This is a genomic window from Streptomyces sp. NPDC127129, assembly GCF_042671585.1.
GTDB lineage: Bacteria > Actinomycetota > Actinomycetes > Streptomycetales > Streptomycetaceae > Streptomyces.
The window spans coordinates 47,326-63,249 of the sequence record NZ_JBHXTV010000013.1; the positions used below are offsets into that span (position 1 = coordinate 47,326).

The window sequence follows — 15,924 nt, forward strand, 5'->3', positions numbered from 1 at the left end:
CCTGGCCCGCTAGTCCTTCTCCCAGCCGGAGTGGAGTCGTGACTTGACGTCGTCCGGGGGCAGGAAGCGGGACCAGCGTTCGGGGAACTCCGACGGCATGTCCGGGTCGTCCTCGTCCACCTCCTCCGCCTCCGCGCGCAGCCGGGCGACCAGGTCGGCGGCCTGGGCGGCGCGGGCGCGGTCGCTGGCCTCGCGGGCGGCGGCGGTGGCGACCGAGGGCCAGACCCGGTCGATCGCCGCGTTGACCGCCGCGCCGACGAGCACGGCGAAGGCCGAGATGCCGATCCAGAGCAGGACGGCGATGGGCGCGGCGAGGGAGCCGTAGATGGTCGGGCCCTCGACCTGGCTGGTGAGGTAGATCCGGAGCAGGAAGCTGCCGAGCACCCACATCCCGAGGGCCACGAGCGCGCCCGGGATGTCCTCGATCCACGGCGATCTGACGGGCACGGAGACGTGGTAGAGCGTGGTGAGGAAGGCGACGGAGAGCAGGATGACGACCGGCCAGTACAGGACGGAGACGACTTCCGTGCCCCAGGGGATCAGCTCCACCACCCGGTCGGGTCCCACCACGGCGAGCGGCAGCACGACCGCGCCGATGAGCAGGGCCACGATGTAGAGCAGGAAGGCGAGGAGCCGGGTCTTCACGATGCCTCGATGGCCGTCGAGTCCGTACATCACGGTGATGGTGTCGATGAAGACGTTGACGGCGCGCGAGCCGGACCACAGGGCGATGGCGAAGCCGAGCGAGACGAGCTCGGGGCGGGTGCCCTGGGTGACGTCGTCCAGCAGCGGTTTGGCGATCTCGCGTACACCACGGTCGGAGAGGACCGTCCGGGCGGCGTTGAGGATGTTCTCCTCGATGCTGGCGACCGTGTCGGTGTTGGTCCAGTCGTCGGCGTAGCCGAGGAGCGCGATCATGCCCAGCAGCAGCGGGGGGAGGGACAGCAGCGTGAAGAAGGCGGCTTCGGCGGCCAGACCGAGGATGCGGTACTCGATGCACGAGTTGACGGTGTCCTTCAGGAGCAGCCAGACCATCTTCCGCTTGGATACGTTGCGGTAGAGGACGCGCGCCCGGTGGAGTCTGTTCCCGGGCCGCCGCTCGGGTGTTTCGTTTGCTGCCTGCACCTCCTTACCGTATCGGCATGGCACCCACCACCCACACCGTGACCAACCAGCCTCCGCCCCTGGTCGGATACGACGTGTTCACCGCGGACCGGGCACTCGCGGAGGCCGTGGAGCGGCATGTGCCGCCGGAGGTCTTCGCGGACGCACGGGACGAACTGGCGGACTTCGGCCGCGCCGCCGGATCGGCCCAGGCGGCGGAGTGGGGCGCGCTGGCGAACGAGCACCCGCCGCGGCTGCGGACGCACGACCGGTACGGGAACCGGGTCGACGAGGTCGTGTTCCATCCGGCCTGGCACCGGCTCCTGGGCCGGGCCGTGGGCGCCGGGCTGACGGGCGCGTGGGGCCGCCCGGCGGGCCATGTGCGGCGGGCGGCCGCCTTCGTCCTGACGACGCAGATCGAGGCGGGGCACGGCTGCCCGCTGTCGATGACGCATGCCGCGGTGCCCGCGCTGCGTGCGGATCCTGCGCTGGCCGCGGTGTGGGAGCCGTTGCTGACCTCGCGCCTGTACGAGCAGGAGCTGCGGCCGCCGGAGGAGAAGGGCGGGGCGCTTCTCGGGATGGGGATGACGGAGAAGCAGGGCGGCAGTGACCTCCGGGCGAACACGACCCGGGCGCGGGCGCTCCCGGGGGCGGACGGGGACGCGTACGTGCTGACGGGGCACAAGTGGTTCTGTTCGGCGCCGATGTCGGACGGCTTCCTGGTGCTGGCTCAGGCGCCCGGGGGGCTCACCTGTTTCCTGGTACCGCGGGTGCTGCCGGACGGGACACGGAACGCGTTCGCGATCCAGCGGCTCAAGGACAAGCTCGGCAACCGGTCCAACGCCTCCGCCGAGGTCGAGTTCGACGGGACGACGTGGGCGCGCCGGGTCGGGGACGAGGGGCGCGGGGTCCGCACGATCATCGAGATGGTGGCGGCGACGCGGCTGGACTGTGTGCTGGGCTCGGCGGCGCTGATGCGGCAGGCGGTCGCCCAGGCCATGCACCACACCGCGTACCGCCGCGCGTTCGGGGGCGAGCTGATCGACAAGCCGCTGATGCGCAATGTGCTGGCCGATCTCGCGCTGGAGTCGGAGGCGGCGACGGTCCTGGGCATGCGGCTGGCGGCGGCGTACGACGCCGGCTCGGAGGCGGAGCGGGCGCTCGCGCGGATCGCGGTGCCGGTGGCCAAGTACTGGGTGACGAAGCGGTGCACCCCGGTGGCGGCGGAGGCGCTGGAGTGCCTGGGCGGCAACGGCTACGTGGAGGAGTCGGGAATGCCGCGGCTGCTGCGCGAGTCTCCGGTGAATTCGATCTGGGAGGGCTCGGGCAATGTCCAGGCCCTGGACGTGCTGAGGGTCCTGCGGCAGGAGCCGATGGCGCTGAACGCCCTCCTGACGGAGGTCGGGAAGGCTCGGGGCGCGGATCACCGGCTCGACCGGGCGATCAAGGGGATGCTGACCGAACTGGCCGATCTGGACGGGATCGAGGGTCGGGCGCGGCGGCTGGTGGAGCGGATGGCGCTCGTCCTGCAGGGGTCGCTGCTGGTGCGGTGGGCGCCTTCGGAGGTGGCGGACGCTTTCTGCGCCTCGCGGCTGGGCGGCGACTGGGGTGCGGCGTTCGGGACGCTGCCGTCGACGCTGGATCTGGCCTCGGTGGTGGAACGGGCGCGCGCGGAGGTCTGATCAGGTACGTCGCCGGGCAGAGGGGCGCGTCCCACGGCGGGCCGAGGGGGGCCGGGCATGCGAAAAGCGGTGGGTGGTGCTGCGCCGACACGGCACCACCCGCCGCTCGCACCACCCTCATGCACGAGAGCGGTTGCTTCCAGAGTTGCAAAGGGTTGCAGGATTACCCGAACCGCCCTTCGCGGGGCAGTCCGGGACGGCACGATGGGCAGCAGCACCGCGCAACTCAGCAGAACCGATACAGCACCGCGGGTGGTGGCTGGGAGAGACCGATGACGAACACTCGGCTGAACAACACGCGTCTCGACATGAAGCGGCTGGCCGCCATGGACGCCGCACAGGCGACCCGGCTGCTGCACCGCGTACGGGAGGAGACACTGGCCGGCCGGACGCCGCCGATCGCTCCCAGACCGGTCATCGACGCTTCCTGGCAGCGGATGTTCCGCCTCGGTCTCGACCCCGACCAGGGCACGAGCACGATTCTGCTCCAGCGGGACGAGCTGGAGGAGCGCCGGCGCACGACGGTCCTCGGCGAGGTGATGCGCACGCTGAGCACCATGCTCACCGGGATCGCCGAGGCCTCGATGCAGATCATGGTGGTGACGGACGAGCAGGGCCGGGTGCTCTGGCGCGAGGGCAACCTCGCGGTGATGCGGCAGGCCAACGGCATCTGTCTGGAGGAGGGCGCGGCCTGGACCGAGAACACCACCGGGACGAACGCGGTGGGGACGGCGCTCGCGATGCGGCGGGCCGTCCAGGTCCACTCGGCCGAGCACTACGTCCACACGCTGCACAACTGGACGTGCGCGGCGGCCCCGGTCCACGATCCGCGCGACCAGCGGCTGTTGGGGATCGTGGACGTGAGCGGGCCCGCGTCCAGCTTCCATCCCTCGACGCTCGCGCTGGTCGGTTCGGTCGCCCAGCTCGCGGAGGCGGAGATGCGCGACCGTCATCTGCGGTCGATCGAGCGGCTGCGCTCGGTGGCCGCGCCGATCCTGTGCCGGGTGGGCGGACGGGCGGTCGCGGTGGACGCGCACGGCTGGACGGCGGCGGTGACCGGGATGGCGCCGGTGGACCGGATCGTGCTGCCCAAGTCCTTCCGCGCCGGCCGGGTGTGGCTGCCGTCGCTGGGAATGTGCGCGGTCGAGCCGCTGCCGGGGGGCTGGCTGCTGCGCGTCGAGGACGAGGACCGGGCGGGCGCGGCTCCGGCCGGGGAGGTGGCGAGCCGCGTGGTCCTCGACCTGAGCCGGCCGCGCCGGTGGTCGGTCGCGGTGTCGGGGGCGGCGGGGAGCTGGTCGCAGGAGCTGAGCCCGCGCCACGCCGAGCTGCTGTACGTCCTGGCGCTGCACCGCGACGGGAGAACGGCGGCGGAGCTGGCCGAGGACGTGTTCGGGGACCGGACGAGGACGGTGACGGTACGGGCGGAGATGTCACGGATCCGGCGGAACCTGGCGAGCGTGCTGGCCCACCGCCCGTACCGCTTCAGCGAGGAGGTGGAGGTGGCGATCCTGGCCCCGGACCACCCGGCGGACCTCCTCCCCCACTCGACGGCCCCGGCGATCCGCGCCGCCCGGCTGGGGCGGGCCTAGGACCTGCCTTGTGGAGCAGGCCGGCTCGACGGCCGGCGCCTGGGCCGGCTCGTGGACGGGTGGGCGGGCTCGAGGGCCGTTTCGTGAGCGGGCTGCCCACATGCTGGACAGCCCGCCCACGGCGCCGGACGCGGGGGCGGCCGCCGGAAGGAACGAGCCCGCCCCGGGGGCGCCCGCGCGCGAGGGCATGATGCGATGGACGTATGCGCATCACTCTCACCACCTGGTCCCTCGAACAGACCTCGCCGGCCGATCTGCGTGCCGCGACCCCGCCGGAGGGGGACGACGTCACGATCCGGCGCGCCGAGGTGCCCTCGCCCGAGTACAGCCGCTTCCTCTATACGGCGGTGGGCGGCGACATCCGATGGAACGACCGGCTCTCGCTGACGTACAAGCAGTGGCAGGAGATCGTCGACAAGCCGGGGGCCGAGATCTGGGTGGCGTACGAGAAGGGGACGCCGGCCGGGTACGTGGAGCTGGACCCGCAGGACGACGGCGTGGTCGAGATCGTCTACTTCGGGCTGATCCCCGCCTTCCGGGGGCGCCGGATCGGCGGACATCTGCTCTCGTACGGGGTCCAGCGTGCGTGGGACCTGGCCGAGCGCTGGCCGGAGCGGGAGGCGACCCGGCGGGTGTGGCTGCACACGTGCTCGCTGGACGGACCGCACGCGATGGACAACTATCGGCGTCGCGGCTTCCGGCTCTTCGACACCAAGGTGGAGGAGGTCGAGGAGTCCGAGACGCCCGGCCCCTGGCCCGGCGCGCACTGACCCGCCACTGACCCGCCACTGACCCGCCACTGACGTCCTCGGTACGTAGCCCGGCACACGTCCGGTACGTGCCCGGCACGCGCCCCGGGCCCGCGGGAGGGCCCGGGGCGTGACCCACACCACACTGTCTCGCGATGCGGGACACTCGTGTCCACATTGCGGACGAAGCTGGACTGAGTCCAAAGCGCCGTGACACGCTTCCGTCATGTCTGGAACTGGAATTGCCTTGGTGAGTCGGCGGCACGTCGACCTCGGCCGCATGTCCAGCGCCATGTGTTCGGCGCGCTGAGAGAACCAGCACCTCCCCGAGCACCTTTCAGACCGACCCCGCTGCGCACCGTCGCGCCATCTCCTGACCCACGTACGAGTGTGCAGGTCAGAGCCGCCCTCCCGCAGTCCCGAAGGACATATCGCCATGGCCGCCACCCCGGAAAACCCCGCACCCGCCACGCCCCGCCGCAAGGTGAGCCGTCACCGCGGCGAGGGCCAGTGGGCCGTGGGGCACTTCACCCCGCTGAACGGCAATGAGCAGTTCAAGAAGGACGACGACGGTCTCAACGTGCGGACACGCATTGAGACGATCTACTCCAAGCGCGGATTCGACTCGATCGACCCCAACGACCTGCGGGGCCGCATGCGCTGGTGGGGTCTGTACACCCAGCGCAAGGAGGGCCTCGACGGCACCAAGACCGGTGTCCTGGAGCCGGAGGAGCTGGACGCGGAGTACTTCATGCTCCGGGTCCGTATCGACGGCGGCCGGCTGACGACCGAGCAGCTGCGGGTCGTGGGCGAGATCTCGCAGGAGTTCGCGCGGGGCACGGCCGACATCACCGACCGGCAGAACGTGCAGTACCACTGGATCCGGATCGAGGACGTCCCCGAGATCTGGAACCGGCTGGAGGCCGTCGGCCTGTCGACCACCGAGGCGTGCGGCGACACCCCGCGCGTCATCCTCGGTTCCCCGGTCGCCGGCATCGCCGAGGACGAGATCATCGACGGCACCCCCGCCATCGACGAGATCTACCGCCGGATCGTGGGCAACAAGGACTTCTCCAACCTGCCCCGCAAGTTCAAGTCGGCCGTCTCCGGCTCGCCGCTGCTCGACGTGGCGCACGAGATCAACGACATCGCCTTCGTCGGCGTGAACCACCCGGAGCACGGCCCCGGCTTCGACGTCTGGGTCGGCGGCGGTCTCTCCACCAACCCCAAGCTGGGCGTCCGTCTGGGCACCTGGGTCTCCCTCGACGAGGTCCCGGACGTCTACGAGGGCGTCATCTCGATCTTCCGCGACTACGGCTACCGCCGGCTGCGCACCCGCGCCCGGCTGAAGTTCCTCGTCGCCGACTGGGGCCCGGAGAAGTTCCGCCAGGTCCTGGAGGACGAGTACCTGAAGCGCAAGCTGACCGACGGCCCCGCCCCCGAGCAGCCGGCCGGACAGTGGCGCGACCACGTGGGCGTCCACCGGCAGAAGGACGGCCGCTTCTACGTCGGCTTCGCCCCGCGCGTCGGCCGCGTCGACGGCACCACGCTCACCAAGATCGCGGACATCGCCGAGGCGCACGGTTCGGGCCGGGTCCGTACGACCGCCGAGCAGAAGATGATCGTCCTGGACGTCGAGGAGGCGCAGGTCGAGTCGATCGTCTCCGCGCTCGAGTCCCTGGACCTGCGGGTCAACCCCTCGCCGTTCCGGCGCGGGACGATGGCCTGCACGGGCATCGAGTTCTGCAAGCTGGCGATCGTCGAGACCAAGGCGCGCGGCGCCTCCCTGATCGACGAACTTGAGCGCCGTATCCCCGAGTTCGACGAGCCGATCACGATCAACATCAACGGCTGCCCCAACGCCTGCGCCCGTATCCAGGTCGCGGACATCGGCCTCAAGGGCCAGCTGGTCCTGGACGACGAGGGCAACCGCGTCGAGGGCTACCAGGTCCACCTGGGCGGCGCCCTCGGCCTCGAGGCCGGGTTCGGCCGCAAGGTCCGTGGCCTGAAGGTCACCTCGACCGAGCTGCCGGACTATGTCGAGCGGGTCCTCACGCGCTTCCAGGAGCAGCGCGAGGACGGCGAGCGCTTCGCCACCTGGGCGGCCCGCGCCTCCGAGGAGGCGCTCTCATGAGCGAGCGTGCCGCGCCCTTCTACTGCCCGTACTGCGGCGACGAGGACCTGTTCCCGCACGAGCAGGGACACGGGGCCTGGGAATGCCGGGCGTGCAGCCGAGCCTTCCAGTTGAAGTTCCTGGGGCTCCTCGCCCCTGGAACTTCGAGCAACTCCACTGGAGGGGAACCGATATGACGACCACTCAGGCGATCACCGAGGACACCGACCTGAAGGCCCTCGCCGAGCGGGCCGGCCGTGACCTGGAGGACGCCTCCGCGCTGGAGATCCTCCGGTGGGCGGCGGAGACCTTCGGCAAGCAGTTCTGCGTCACCTCCTCCATGGAGGACGCGGTCGTCGCCCACCTCGCCTCGCGGGCCATGCCCGGGGTCGACGTGGTCTTCCTCGACACGGGCTACCACTTCCCCGAGACCATCGGCACCCGTGACGCGGTCGACGCGGTGATGGACGTCAACGTCATCACCCTGACCCCGCGTCAGTCCGTGGCCGAGCAGGACGCCGAGTACGGCCCGAAGCTGCACGACCGCGACCCCGACCTGTGCTGCGCGCTGCGCAAGGTCAAGCCGCTCGAAGAGGGCCTGACCGCGTACCGCGCGTGGGCGACCGGCCTGCGCCGCGACGAGTCCCCGACCCGGGCGAACACCCCGGTCGTCGGCTGGGACGAGAAGCGGCGGAAGGTCAAGGTCTCCCCCATCGCCCGCTGGACGCAGGACGACGTCGACGCCTACGTCGCCCAGCACGGCGTCCTCACCAACCCGCTCCTCATGGACGGCTACGCCTCCGTCGGCTGCGCGCCCTGCACGCGGCGCGTCGCGGAGGGCGAGGACGTCAGGGCCGGCCGCTGGGCCGGCCGGAGCAAGACGGAATGCGGACTGCACGGCTGATGACCACACTTGAGAGTTCCCAGGAGAACGACGTGACCGGTGCCACCATCTGGCTCACGGGCCTGCCCAGCGCCGGCAAGACCACCATCGCGTACGAGCTCGCCGCCACGCTGCGCGGCGAGGGCCACCGGGTCGAGGTGCTCGACGGCGACGAGATCCGCGAGTTCCTCTCCGCGGGTCTCGGCTTCGGCCGCGAGGACCGGCACACCAACGTGCAGCGGATCGGCTTCGTCGCCGAACTGCTCGCCTCGAACGGCGTGAAGGTCCTGGTCCCGGTCATCGCCCCGTACGCGGACAGCCGTGAGGCCGTCCGCAAGCGCCACGAGTCCGAGGGCACCCCGTACGTCGAGGTGCACGTCGCCACTCCGGTGGACGTGTGCTCCGTACGCGATGTGAAGGGGCTGTACGCCAAGCAGGCCGCGGGCGAGCTCAGCGGCCTGACCGGGGTCGACGACCCGTACGACGAGCCGGCCGACCCCGATCTGCGGATCGAGTCCCAGAACCAGACCGTGCAGGAGTCCGCGGCGCAGCTCCACGCGCTGCTCACCGAGAGGGGCCTGACGTGAGCACCACCGTTGCCCATGTTCATGAGGAGACCGACAGCCCGTTCGCGCTGTCGCACCTGGACTCGCTCGAGTCCGAGGCCGTCCACATCTTCCGCGAGGTGGCGGGCGAGTTCGAGCGGCCGGTGATCCTCTTCTCCGGCGGCAAGGACTCCATCGTCATGCTGCACCTGGCGCTCAAGGCGTTCGCGCCGGCGCCGGTCCCCTTCACGCTGCTGCACGTCGACACGGGGCACAACTTCCCCGAGGTCATCGAGTACCGCGACCGGGTCGTGGCCCAGCACGGGCTGCGCCTGCACGTCGCCTCCGTCCAGGAGTACATCGACGCCGGGAAGCTGCGCGAGCGACCCGACGGGACGCGCAACCCGCTCCAGACGGTGCCGCTGACCGAGGCGATCCAGCAGCACCGTTTCGACGCCGTCTTCGGCGGCGGTCGGCGCGACGAGGAGAAGGCCCGCGCCAAGGAGCGGGTGTTCTCGCTGCGCGACGAGTTCTCGCAGTGGGACCCGCGGCGCCAGCGTCCCGAGCTGTGGCAGCTCTACAACGGCCGCCACGCGCCCGGCGAGCACGTCCGCGTCTTCCCGCTCTCCAACTGGACCGAGCTGGACGTCTGGCAGTACATCGCCCGTGAGTCCATCGACCTGCCGGAGATCTACTTCGCCCACGAGCGCGAGGTCTTCGCCCGCAACGGCATGTGGCTGACGGCCGGCGAGTGGGGCGGCCCCAAGGACACCGAGACGGTGGAGAAGCGGCTCATCCGCTACCGCACCGTCGGTGACATGTCCTGCACGGGCGCCGTCGACTCCGACGCCTCCACGCTGGAGGCCGTCATCGCCGAGATCGCCGCCTCCCGCCTCACCGAGCGGGGTGCGACCCGCGCCGACGACAAGATGTCCGAGGCCGCGATGGAAGACCGCAAGCGCGAAGGGTACTTCTAGCCATGACGAGCACGACCGAGCAGTTCGCCGACGTCTCGGCGACCACCCTGCTGCGATTCGCGACCGCCGGATCCGTCGACGACGGCAAGTCCACGCTGGTGGGCCGGCTCCTGCACGACTCCAAGTCGGTCCTGACCGACCAGCTGGAGGCCGTGGAGGCCGCGTCCCTCAAGCGCGGCCAGGAGGCCCCGGACCTGGCGCTGCTCACCGACGGTCTGCGGGCCGAGCGGGAGCAGGGCATCACCATCGACGTGGCGTACCGCTACTTCGCGACCCCGCGGCGCCGGTTCATCCTCGCCGACACCCCCGGGCACGTGCAGTACACCCGGAACATGGTCACCGGCGCCTCCACCGCCGAGCTGGCCGTGGTCCTGGTCGACGCGCGCAACGGCGTGGTCGAGCAGACCCGCCGCCACGCGGCCGTCGCGGCGCTGCTGCGGGTGCCGCACGTCGTCCTGGCCGTCAACAAGATGGACCTCGTCGACTACGCGGAGCCCGTCTTCGCTGCGATCGCCGAGGAGTTCACGACGTACGCCTCCGAGCTGGGCGTCCCGGAGATCACCGCGATCCCGATCTCCGCGCTGGCCGGCGACAACGTGGTGGAGCCCTCCGCCAACATGGACTGGTACGGCGGTCCGACGGTTCTGGAACACCTGGAGACCGTGCCGGTCAGCCACGACCTGACGGCCTGCCACGCGCGCTTCCCCGTGCAGTACGTGATCCGCCCGCAGACCGCCGAGCACCCGGACTACCGGGGCTACGCCGGTCAGATCGCGGCCGGCGCCTTCCGGGTCGGCGAGCAGATCACCGTCCTGCCGGCGGGCAAGACCTCCACGATCACCGCGATCGACGCGCTGGGCGAGTCGGTGGACATCGCCTGGGCGCCGCAGTCGGTCACGATCCGGCTGGCGGACGACATCGACATCTCGCGCGGCGATCTCCTCGCCCCGAGCGGGGACGCCCCGGCCACCAGCCAGGACGTCGAGGCGACGGTCTGCCACGTGGCGGACCAGCCGCTCAGCGTGGGCCAGCGGGTGCTGCTCAAGCACACCACGCGCACGGTCAAGGCGATCGTCAAGGAGATCCCGTCCCGGCTGACGCTGGACGACCTCTCCCAGCACCCCGAGCCGGGGCAGCTGGTCGCCAACGACATCGGCCGGGTCAAGGTCCGTACGGCCGAGCCGCTCGCGCTCGACTCGTACGCCGACTCGCGTCGCACCGGTTCGTTCCTGCTGATCGACCCCGCGGACGGCACCACGCTCGCGGCGGGCATGGCGGGCACGTCCTTCGCCGACGCCAAGGCCGTGGCCGTGGTCGCGGACGACGAGGGCTGGGACTTCTGACATGACGTACGACGCCTACGGCACCTTCGCCAAGGAGGGCGGCCGCGTGGGTTCCGGCGCCCTCGGCGCGGGCAGCGGAGGGGTCGCGCGATGTGCGTGCTGATGCCGGCGCGCCGCGTACGCGGCGCCGTCCCGCTCCACCCGTTCCACGCCTTCCACGAACGACACAGCCGAAGAAGCCTTCGAAGACCCTGAGGGGAAACCGCCTCCGTGCCTGCCTTCCGTACGACTCCGCGCCGCCCGCTCGTCGCCGCCGCGGCCCTGCCGCTGCTGATCGGCGTGCTGGCCTCCTGCGGCTACGGGTCGCAGGCGAAGAGTGACGAGCAGAAGGTGGCCGCGGTGGGCGCGAAGCTCTCGGCCGACACGGTCCGGCTCGGCTACTTCCCGAACCTGACCCACGCCACCGCGCTCGTCGGTGACGAAGAGGGCTTCATCCAGAAGGAGCTGGGCGGAACCCGGCTGAAGGTCGCCACCTTCAACGCGGGCCCCTCCGCCATCGAGGCGCTGAACGCCGAGTCGGTCGACATCGCGTACGTCGGCCCCTCCCCCGCGATCAACGGCTACACCAAGTCCCAGGGCAAGAACCTGCGGATCGTCGGGGGTTCGGCCTCCGGCGGGGTGAAGCTGGTCGTGAACCCGGAGAAGATCAAGACCCTGGACGACGTCAAGGGCAAGCGGATCGCCACTCCGCAGCTCGGCAACACCCAGGACGTCGCCTTCCTCAACTGGATCTCCGAGAAGGGCTGGAAGGTCGACGCCCAGAGCGGCAAGGGCGACGTCTCCGTCCTGCGCACCGACAACAAGATCACCCCGGACGCCTACAAGACGGGCTCCATCGACGGCGCCTGGGTCCCCGAGCCCACCGCCTCCAAGCTCGTCGCCGAGGGCGGCAAGGTCCTCCTCGACGAGTCGACACTCTGGCCCGACAACAAGTTCGTGATCACGAACATCATCGTGTCGCAGAAGTTCCTCACCGAGCACCCGGACGTCGTCGAGGCCGTACTGCGCGGTTCGCAGAAGACCAACGACTGGATCAACGCCAACCCCGGCAGGGCCAAGGCGTCCGCCAACGCCAAGCTGGAGGAGCTGACCGGCAAGCCGCTCGGCGCGAAGGTCATCGACGGCGCCTGGCCCTCCATCCGGTTCACCGACGACCCGCTCGCCGCCACGCTCCAGGCCCAGGCGGGCCACGCGGTGAAGGCCGGTCTCCTCAAGCAGCCCGACCTCGACGGCATCTACGACCTGAAGCCCCTGAACAAGGTGCTGAAGGCCGCGGGCCGTCCCGAGGTCCCCGACGCCGGTCTCGGCGTCAAGTGAACACGTCCGCCGCTCATACCCAGGAGGTGACGACCATGGCCACGACCGCGACACTCGCCAAGGCCGAGGACCGTGCGACGGTGACGCACGCCGCCCGGATCGCCCATGTCTCGAAGTCCTTCGGCGGTCCCGCCGGAGGCCAGCTCGTCCTCGACGACATCTCGCTCGATGTCGCCCCGGGCGAATTCGTCACGCTCCTCGGCGCGTCCGGGTGCGGCAAGTCGACCCTGCTCAACCTGGTCGCCGGGCTCGACCGGCCGTCCGCGGGGGCCATCGAGACCCCCGGCGGCCGGCCCGCCCTGATGTTCCAGGAGCACGCCCTGTTCCCGTGGCTGACCGCGGGCAAGAACATCGAACTGGCGCTGCGGCTGCGCGGGGTGCCGAAGTCCGAGCGGCGCCCGGAGGCCGAGCGCCTGCTCGACCTGGTGCGGCTCAGCGGCTCGTACCGCAAGCGGGTGCACGAGCTGTCCGGCGGCATGCGCCAGCGCGTCGCGCTGGCCCGCGCGCTCGCCCAGGACAGCGACCTGCTTCTGATGGACGAGCCGTTCGCGGCGCTCGACGCCATCACGCGGGACGTGCTGCACGACGAGCTGACCCGGATCTGGCGCGAGACGAACCTCTCGGTGCTGTTCGTGACCCACAACGTGCGCGAGGCCGTGCGGCTGGCCGAACGCGTGGTGCTGCTGTCGTCCCGTCCCGGGCGGATCGCCCGGGAGTGGACCATCGACATCCCTCAGCCGCGTCGTATCGAGGACGCCGACGTGGCGGAACTGTCCGTCGAGATCACCGAAGAACTGCGTGGGGAGATCCGCCGCCATGGCCAGCACTGAAACGACGGGCCCGGAGGCCGCGACGGCCTCGAAGGTCTCGAAGGCCGACGACCTGGCCGGCCTGGAGGCGGGCCTCGACGCGCTGGACGCGGTGCAAGTGCGCCGTACGCCGGTGCGCGAGGTCCTGGTGAAGAAGGTCCTGCCGCCGGTCCTGGCCGTGGTCCTGGTCCTCGCGGTCTGGCAGCTGCTCGTCATGGCCGAGGTCACCGACGAGTCCAAGCTGCCCGCGCCGAAGGCGGTCTGGGAGAGCCTGACCAGCATGTGGCTGCAGGGCACGCTCCTCGAGGTGCTCTGGACGAGCGTGTCACGGGCCCTGCTCGGCTTCCTGATGGCGCTCGCCATCGGTACCCCGCTGGGACTGCTGGTCGCCCGCGTGAAGTTCGTGCGCGCGGCGATCGGGCCGGTGCTCGCGGGCCTGCAGTCGCTGCCTTCGGTGGCGTGGGTGGCGCCGGCCGTACTGTGGATCGGCCTCAACGACTCGATGATGTACGCGGTGATCCTGCTGGGCGCCGTGCCGTCGATCGCCAACGGCCTGGTGGCCGGTGTCGACCAGGTCCCGCCGCTGTTCCTGCGGGCGGGGCGCACGCTGGGCGCGACCGGGCTCAAGGGTGCCTGGCACATCGTGATGCCGGCCGCGCTGCCGGGCTATCTCGCGGGTCTGAAGCAGGGCTGGGCGTTCTCCTGGCGCTCGCTGATGGCCGCCGAGATCATCGCCTCGTCGCCCGACCTGGGCCTGGGACTCGGCCAGTTGCTGGAGAACGGCCGGAACAACTTCGACATGCCGGGGATCTTCCTGGCCATCATCCTGATCCTGCTGGTCGGTGTCGCCATCGATCTGCTGATCTTCAGTCCGCTGGAGCGCGCGGTGCTGCGCGGTCGTGGCCTGCTGGTGAAGGGCTGACCATGAGTGCTCCCGTCCTCCTCGTCATCGCCCACGGCAGCCGCGATCCGCGGCACGCCGCGACCGTGCACGCGCTGGTGCGCGAGGCCGGGTCGCTGCGGCCGGGGCTGCGCGTGGAGACGGCGTTCCTCGACTTCAACCTGCCGTCGGTCCCCGGGGTGCTCGACCGGCTCGCGGCCGAGGGGGTACGGGACGTGGTGGCGCTGCCGCTGCTGCTGACCCGTGCCTTCCACGCGAAGGCCGACATCCCGGCCGTGCTGCGGCAGGCCCCGGCGGGTCTGCGGATCCGCCAGGCGGAGGTGCTCGGCCCGTCACCGCTGCTGGTCGCGGCGGTGCAGCGGCGCCTCTTCGAGGCGGGCCTGACGCCCGCCGACGCCGGCTCGACCGGGGTCGTCCCGGCCTCGGCGGGCTCGCCCGACCCGGAGGTGATCGCAGCGATCGCAGCCGCGTCCACCCGGGGGGCAACCCCCGGACCCCCGGCAGCGGTCACCGCGTGGCGCCGGGCGGTCGACGAAATGAAGCGCACGACCGGGGTCGTCCTGGCCTCGGCGGGCTCGACAGACCCGGAGGCGATCGCAGCGATCGCAGAAACGGCGCGGGAGCTGCGGCGCACCGGTTGGTGCTCCGTGCGGCCTGCGTTCGCCTCCGCATCTCTCCCGCGGACCGAGGACGCGGTCCGCGCGATGCGTGCCGACGGCGTACGCCGGGTGGCGGTGGCCCCCTACGTCATCGCCCCCGGCCGCCTGCCGGACCGCATCGCCGCCGGCGCGGCGGATGCGGACGTCCTGGCGGACGTCCTCGGCCCGTCGCCGGAACTCGCCCGCCTCCTCGTCGACCGGTACGAGGAGTGCCGGGCGTCGGCGGAGAAGCGGCTCGCCGCCCGGGCCGCGGGTTAGGCCAGCGCGCGCCGCAGGACTGCGGCCAGTTCGGCGATCTGGCGCTGCGAGACCTCGGCGGACAGGATCGTCTGTGAGCCGTGGAACGTGCCGGGAAAGTGGTGGAGCTCGACCGGGACGCCCGCCTGCAGCAGGCGCAGCCCGTACTCGATGGCTTCGTCGCGGACCGGGTCGAACTCCGCGGTGGTGACGTACGCCGGCGGCAGCCCGGACAGATCGGTGGCGCGTGCCGGTGCGGCGTACGGAGTGGCCGCCTGGGTGCCGAGGTAGTGCCGCCACACCGTGGTGAGCGTGTGCCGGTCCACCCAGGGGGTGTCGGTGAAGTTCCGCTGCGACCACGTCTCCTGGCGGTCGTCGAGCCCGGGCTGGTTGAGGAGTTGGAAGCGGATCGGCGGGCCCTGCCGGTCGCGTGCCAGCAGCGCCACCGCGGCAGCGAGACCCGAACCGGCGCTGTGCCCGCCGACGGCGATCCGCTCCGGGTCGATGCCGAGGTCGGCGGCGTGCTCGGCCGTCCAGGCCAGGACGGCGTACGCGTCGTCCAGGGCGGCGGGGAACGGGTGCTCGGGAGAGAGGCGGTAGTCGACCGAGATCACCACCGCGCCGGAGGCGAGGGCGATGCGGGAGGCCCACGGATGTTCGGTGTCCAGGTCGCCGAAGACGAATCCGCCGCCGTGCAGCCAGATGACGGCGCCCTGTGCCTGCTGCGGACGGTAGATCCGCACCGCCACGTCCGGATCGGCGGGAACCAGGCGGTTCTCGATCTCCATGCCGGTGGTGTCCGGCACCGGGAACGCGGCGGCGCGTTCGGCGAAGGCGATGCGTGTGGCGACGGGATCGGAGTAGTCCGGCTTCGGGATGAACGGGAGGAACGCTTCGAGTTCTGGGTCCATGTCGCCATCCTCCCGGCCGCCGCCCACCGGGCGTCAGCGACCGTCGTCGCGCTCCTGGTCCCGATGACGCACCGATCGGCGCACCCGCATCCTCCTATCCTTCTC

16 protein-coding genes are annotated in these 15,924 nt (G+C 71.3%); 14 read left to right on the plus strand and 2 right to left on the minus strand.

Features of this window, described 5'->3' with window-relative positions:
- Positions 1–9 precede the first annotated feature (9 nt).
- On the minus strand, positions 10–1,125 hold the full coding sequence (locus tag ACFVGW_RS24350; protein ID WP_352190908.1) for a YihY/virulence factor BrkB family protein: 1,116 nt from the start codon (positions 1,123–1,125) through the stop codon (positions 10–12).
- Between the two features lie 17 nt (positions 1,126–1,142).
- Between ACFVGW_RS24350 and ACFVGW_RS24355 the strand changes: the two genes are divergently transcribed.
- From ACFVGW_RS24355 to ACFVGW_RS24420, 14 genes are all read left to right on the plus strand, one after another.
- Positions 1,143–2,786 carry an acyl-CoA dehydrogenase family protein gene (locus tag ACFVGW_RS24355; RefSeq protein WP_385853460.1) on the plus strand — a complete coding sequence of 548 codons (1,644 nt, stop codon included), beginning with the start codon at positions 1,143–1,145 and terminating at the stop codon, positions 2,784–2,786.
- A 272-nt stretch (positions 2,787–3,058) separates the two neighbouring features.
- Positions 3,059–4,375: a GAF domain-containing protein gene (locus ACFVGW_RS24360; protein WP_385853461.1), complete on the plus strand. Its 1,317-nt coding sequence runs from the start codon at positions 3,059–3,061 to the stop codon at positions 4,373–4,375.
- Between the two features lie 203 nt (positions 4,376–4,578).
- Positions 4,579–5,145 carry a GNAT family N-acetyltransferase gene (locus ACFVGW_RS24365; protein WP_383229658.1) on the plus strand — a complete coding sequence of 189 codons (567 nt, stop codon included), beginning with the start codon at positions 4,579–4,581 and terminating at the stop codon, positions 5,143–5,145.
- A gap of 205 nt (positions 5,146–5,350) precedes the next feature.
- The gene (locus ACFVGW_RS24370; RefSeq protein ID WP_352077884.1) at positions 5,351–5,434 is read left to right on the plus strand and encodes a putative leader peptide; all 84 of its coding nucleotides are present in this window, start codon (positions 5,351–5,353) and stop codon (positions 5,432–5,434) included.
- 126 nt (positions 5,435–5,560) lie between these two features.
- Positions 5,561–7,258, plus strand: a complete 1,698-nt coding sequence (locus ACFVGW_RS24375) for a nitrite/sulfite reductase (RefSeq protein WP_385853462.1) — start codon at positions 5,561–5,563, stop codon at positions 7,256–7,258.
- Entirely contained in the window at positions 7,255–7,434 is a 180-nt protein-coding gene (locus ACFVGW_RS24380) for a hypothetical protein (RefSeq protein ID WP_352190912.1), read from the plus strand. Before ACFVGW_RS24375 ends, ACFVGW_RS24380 begins: the two co-directional genes overlap by 4 nt.
- A complete protein-coding gene (locus ACFVGW_RS24385; protein ID WP_385853463.1) occupies positions 7,431–8,141 on the plus strand; it encodes a phosphoadenylyl-sulfate reductase in 711 nt (236 codons plus the stop codon). Before ACFVGW_RS24380 ends, ACFVGW_RS24385 begins: the two co-directional genes overlap by 4 nt.
- Positions 8,123–8,707 (plus strand): adenylyl-sulfate kinase, encoded by a 585-nt coding sequence (cysC, locus tag ACFVGW_RS24390; RefSeq protein WP_385853464.1) that lies wholly within the window; start codon positions 8,123–8,125, stop codon positions 8,705–8,707. The genes ACFVGW_RS24385 and cysC overlap by 19 nt, the downstream gene beginning before the upstream one ends.
- On the plus strand, positions 8,704–9,642 hold the full coding sequence (gene cysD / locus ACFVGW_RS24395; RefSeq protein ID WP_352190915.1) for a sulfate adenylyltransferase subunit CysD: 939 nt from the start codon (positions 8,704–8,706) through the stop codon (positions 9,640–9,642). Before cysC ends, cysD begins: the two co-directional genes overlap by 4 nt.
- A gap of 2 nt (positions 9,643–9,644) precedes the next feature.
- Positions 9,645–10,985, plus strand: a complete 1,341-nt coding sequence (locus ACFVGW_RS24400) for a sulfate adenylyltransferase subunit 1 (protein ID WP_385853465.1) — start codon at positions 9,645–9,647, stop codon at positions 10,983–10,985.
- 210 nt (positions 10,986–11,195) lie between these two features.
- Positions 11,196–12,302 (plus strand): ABC transporter substrate-binding protein, encoded by a 1,107-nt coding sequence (locus ACFVGW_RS24405; RefSeq protein WP_385853466.1) that lies wholly within the window; start codon positions 11,196–11,198, stop codon positions 12,300–12,302.
- Positions 12,303–12,337: 35 nt separating this feature from the next.
- A complete protein-coding gene (locus tag ACFVGW_RS24410) occupies positions 12,338–13,132 on the plus strand; it encodes an ABC transporter ATP-binding protein (protein ID WP_385853467.1) in 795 nt (264 codons plus the stop codon).
- Positions 13,119–14,033 (plus strand): ABC transporter permease, encoded by a 915-nt coding sequence (locus tag ACFVGW_RS24415; protein ID WP_383229645.1) that lies wholly within the window; start codon positions 13,119–13,121, stop codon positions 14,031–14,033. The genes ACFVGW_RS24410 and ACFVGW_RS24415 overlap by 14 nt, the downstream gene beginning before the upstream one ends.
- Positions 14,034–14,035: 2 nt before the next feature.
- Complete coding sequence (locus ACFVGW_RS24420) at positions 14,036–14,929, plus strand: sirohydrochlorin chelatase (protein WP_385853468.1); 894 nt, start codon at positions 14,036–14,038, stop codon at positions 14,927–14,929.
- Here the strand turns inward: ACFVGW_RS24420 and ACFVGW_RS24425 are convergent.
- The gene (locus ACFVGW_RS24425) at positions 14,926–15,819 is read right to left on the minus strand and encodes an alpha/beta hydrolase (RefSeq protein WP_383229641.1); all 894 of its coding nucleotides are present in this window, start codon (positions 15,817–15,819) and stop codon (positions 14,926–14,928) included. The genes ACFVGW_RS24420 and ACFVGW_RS24425 overlap by 4 nt on opposite strands.
- Positions 15,820–15,924: the final 105 nt, after the last annotated feature.

Coding starts and splice junctions, on each gene's coding strand:
- ACFVGW_RS24410 (WP_385853467.1), top strand. CDS start 12,338: ATGGCCACGACCGCGACACTCGCCAAGGCCGAGGACCGTGCGACGGTG.
- ACFVGW_RS24415 (WP_383229645.1), top strand. CDS start 13,119: ATGGCCAGCACTGAAACGACGGGCCCGGAGGCCGCGACGGCCTCGAAG.
- ACFVGW_RS24400 (WP_385853465.1), top strand. CDS start 9,645: ATGACGAGCACGACCGAGCAGTTCGCCGACGTCTCGGCGACCACCCTG.
- ACFVGW_RS24375 (WP_385853462.1), top strand. CDS start 5,561: ATGGCCGCCACCCCGGAAAACCCCGCACCCGCCACGCCCCGCCGCAAG.
- cysC (WP_385853464.1), top strand. CDS start 8,123: ATGCGGACTGCACGGCTGATGACCACACTTGAGAGTTCCCAGGAGAAC.
- ACFVGW_RS24420 (WP_385853468.1), top strand. CDS start 14,036: ATGAGTGCTCCCGTCCTCCTCGTCATCGCCCACGGCAGCCGCGATCCG.
- ACFVGW_RS24365 (WP_383229658.1), top strand. CDS start 4,579: ATGCGCATCACTCTCACCACCTGGTCCCTCGAACAGACCTCGCCGGCC.
- ACFVGW_RS24370 (WP_352077884.1), top strand. CDS start 5,351: ATGTCTGGAACTGGAATTGCCTTGGTGAGTCGGCGGCACGTCGACCTC.
- ACFVGW_RS24385 (WP_385853463.1), top strand. CDS start 7,431: ATGACGACCACTCAGGCGATCACCGAGGACACCGACCTGAAGGCCCTC.
- ACFVGW_RS24380 (WP_352190912.1), top strand. CDS start 7,255: ATGAGCGAGCGTGCCGCGCCCTTCTACTGCCCGTACTGCGGCGACGAG.
- ACFVGW_RS24355 (WP_385853460.1), top strand. CDS start 1,143: ATGGCACCCACCACCCACACCGTGACCAACCAGCCTCCGCCCCTGGTC.
- ACFVGW_RS24425 (WP_383229641.1), bottom strand. CDS start 15,819: ATGGACCCAGAACTCGAAGCGTTCCTCCCGTTCATCCCGAAGCCGGAC.
- ACFVGW_RS24360 (WP_385853461.1), top strand. CDS start 3,059: ATGACGAACACTCGGCTGAACAACACGCGTCTCGACATGAAGCGGCTG.